The following is a 1,941-nucleotide window of genomic DNA, read 5'->3' as shown; positions in this document are numbered from 1 at the left end:
TCTGAAGGACACTTGCCCAGTTATAGACGGTCATAAAGGCGACATAGCGTTCGGCGCGGCCCAGCATCGGGGTGATGGCCCCGCGGTTCAAGCCTGCGACGCAACGAAAGGTACTGACAGTGCGCCGGGTCCCTCGCATGGCCACGATCCAGAACCACTGTTGGGGTGCGTCACATCGTGCCCATGAGCTTTCCGATGACGATTTGATCAAGGCTTGGAAATACTCCTTTGCCCTGCAGTGCTTCTGGCGCTTGAACCGACGCCCCGTCGATTTTCATGCACGGGCCCACAAGCACATGATCGTTCAGATCATTGATCATGATCGTCTGGCTGTTCTCGAAGACGAGATGACCACCCGTGGACTGATGGACAAATACGAGCTGGACATCGAGCTGCCTCACCACAGGCAATAAATTGTCGACTGGAGCCAAACTTTAGATCCTGTCGGCACAAGCCCCCTGTCCTGAGCACCTAAACTCCTCTGATTGCGCAGAACCTGTTGAGTGCTGGCAGTTTGATGCGAAAACTGGGCTGCGAGATGATGCGTGGAAACGTTGGTTGGGCATACGCGGAAGGCAAGCGCTCCGAAACTCTTGCCCGCATCCGCTCAGGCGAGTGTTGATCTAACTTCTCACTTTTTACATCCGGGCAATCCCGAAGCGGAAACCCTCAGCCTAACGGCCGGGGGCTTTTCTTTTCCTTCCTGATCTCATACACCGATTTCCCTACTCGGAATGGGAACACAAAGCAGCTGAGCAAGAAGCCAAATGTCTGGAGGGCGTGGGCATAACTAGTTGGTGGTTCCCGTAGCACGATTACGCCAACCAACGTTCGCTTAGCGTTCAACGCTAATATGTCATCTATTTCCGCTAAGAACTCCGCAGTCGCCTTGGATACGATTACCGCTCCACCGTTGCTACTTGTTACTTTGACATAGCCAGTGGAAAAATGCTTCGGAGCAGATTCTATTGTCAGAAGGTTTCCAAATGACCTTGTCGCACCCCCAAATAGCGGTCCACCCGACAACCGGTTTGCTTGCTCAGTCAGCTCCCTTACTACACTTCTTGACAACGGTTCATGTACTTCATCGGGTCGGTAAGAAGGCTTTCCGTATGGGTCACTTACCAGCAGCCCAGCACGCCGATTATCCGGATCAGTTAGACTCAACGTAGTAAGGACAGTTTGCGCCGTCGTTCCTTGACGCCTCAACCCAGATGCGAATTTCGCCAACGCAGCACAGACACTCTGCCATTCACTTGAGCTAGTTTCTTCACTTCCGAGCAAGAGATTGCATTGTTTTTGCTGAACCCCTTCGATGAAGCCAATCAGGTTTCTGTTTTCCATGGCAATTGCAACACCCGATAAGTCATAGGCTTTCTCAGCAGCAATGTCCTCCCAACCGACCACCGAGACGCCCAACGTGATTACGAAGGTGCAGATCCAAATAAGGTCGACCACCTTCCAGAGCTTTGGCGAGCATCTCTTTGCTAACAAATATGCAGTCATTGCGCCCAGCCCACCCGCCACGCACAAAGCGACGAAAAGGTGTGTTTGCAAGTAGTCAATCATCTATCTACTGCTCCCCAAGCTGCATTATTTAACATCGACAATAGTTTAGCCGATTTTTTCCGCTGAAGCTCTACTCGAATGCCTCCGGCTAAACCACCATACTCCGCGGAGATCAACGACGGAGCATGGTGGTTTCTAATGACCGAACAATTGAGCATTCCCGCTGAGTATTGGGACCGCATGGTTCTTTCCTGTTGCCACAATCAGCTGCAGCAGCACCCTGACGTGGACAAGAAAGCTTTGCCCGTGCCGGCACGACGCTGGAAAAGCCATCTTTATGTTGGGTTTCGTGCTCGCGATCATGGCATTGGTCTTCATCGGCCCGTTTCGCGGATCGATGCCCATCAGCTGGTGCCTGCATCCGCATTCAAA

Annotated in this window: 3 protein-coding genes; 2 read left to right on the top strand and 1 reads right to left on the bottom strand. The window is 52.4% G+C overall.

Annotated elements, in window-relative coordinates:
- Positions 1 to 137: 137 nt before the first annotated feature.
- On the top strand, positions 138 to 413 hold the full coding sequence (locus WA429_RS21035; protein ID WP_336107886.1) for a hypothetical protein: 276 nt from the start codon (positions 138 to 140) through the stop codon (positions 411 to 413).
- A gap of 256 nt (positions 414 to 669) precedes the next feature.
- Here WA429_RS21035 and WA429_RS21030 read toward each other — a convergent pair whose 3' ends face one another.
- Positions 670 to 1,569: a hypothetical protein gene (locus tag WA429_RS21030; RefSeq protein WP_336107885.1), complete on the bottom strand. Its 900-nt coding sequence runs from the start codon at positions 1,567 to 1,569 to the stop codon at positions 670 to 672.
- A gap of 138 nt (positions 1,570 to 1,707) precedes the next feature.
- Between WA429_RS21030 and WA429_RS21025 the strand changes: the two genes are divergently transcribed.
- Positions 1,708 to 1,941: hypothetical protein (locus WA429_RS21025; protein WP_336107884.1), on the top strand; the 234-nt coding region annotated here is incomplete at its 3' end.

The organism is Thalassospira sp. CH_XMU1420-2 (genome assembly GCF_037029325.1).
Lineage (GTDB): Bacteria > Pseudomonadota > Alphaproteobacteria > Rhodospirillales > Thalassospiraceae > Thalassospira > Thalassospira povalilytica.
This window is presented reverse-complemented; position numbering and strand designations above follow the sequence as displayed.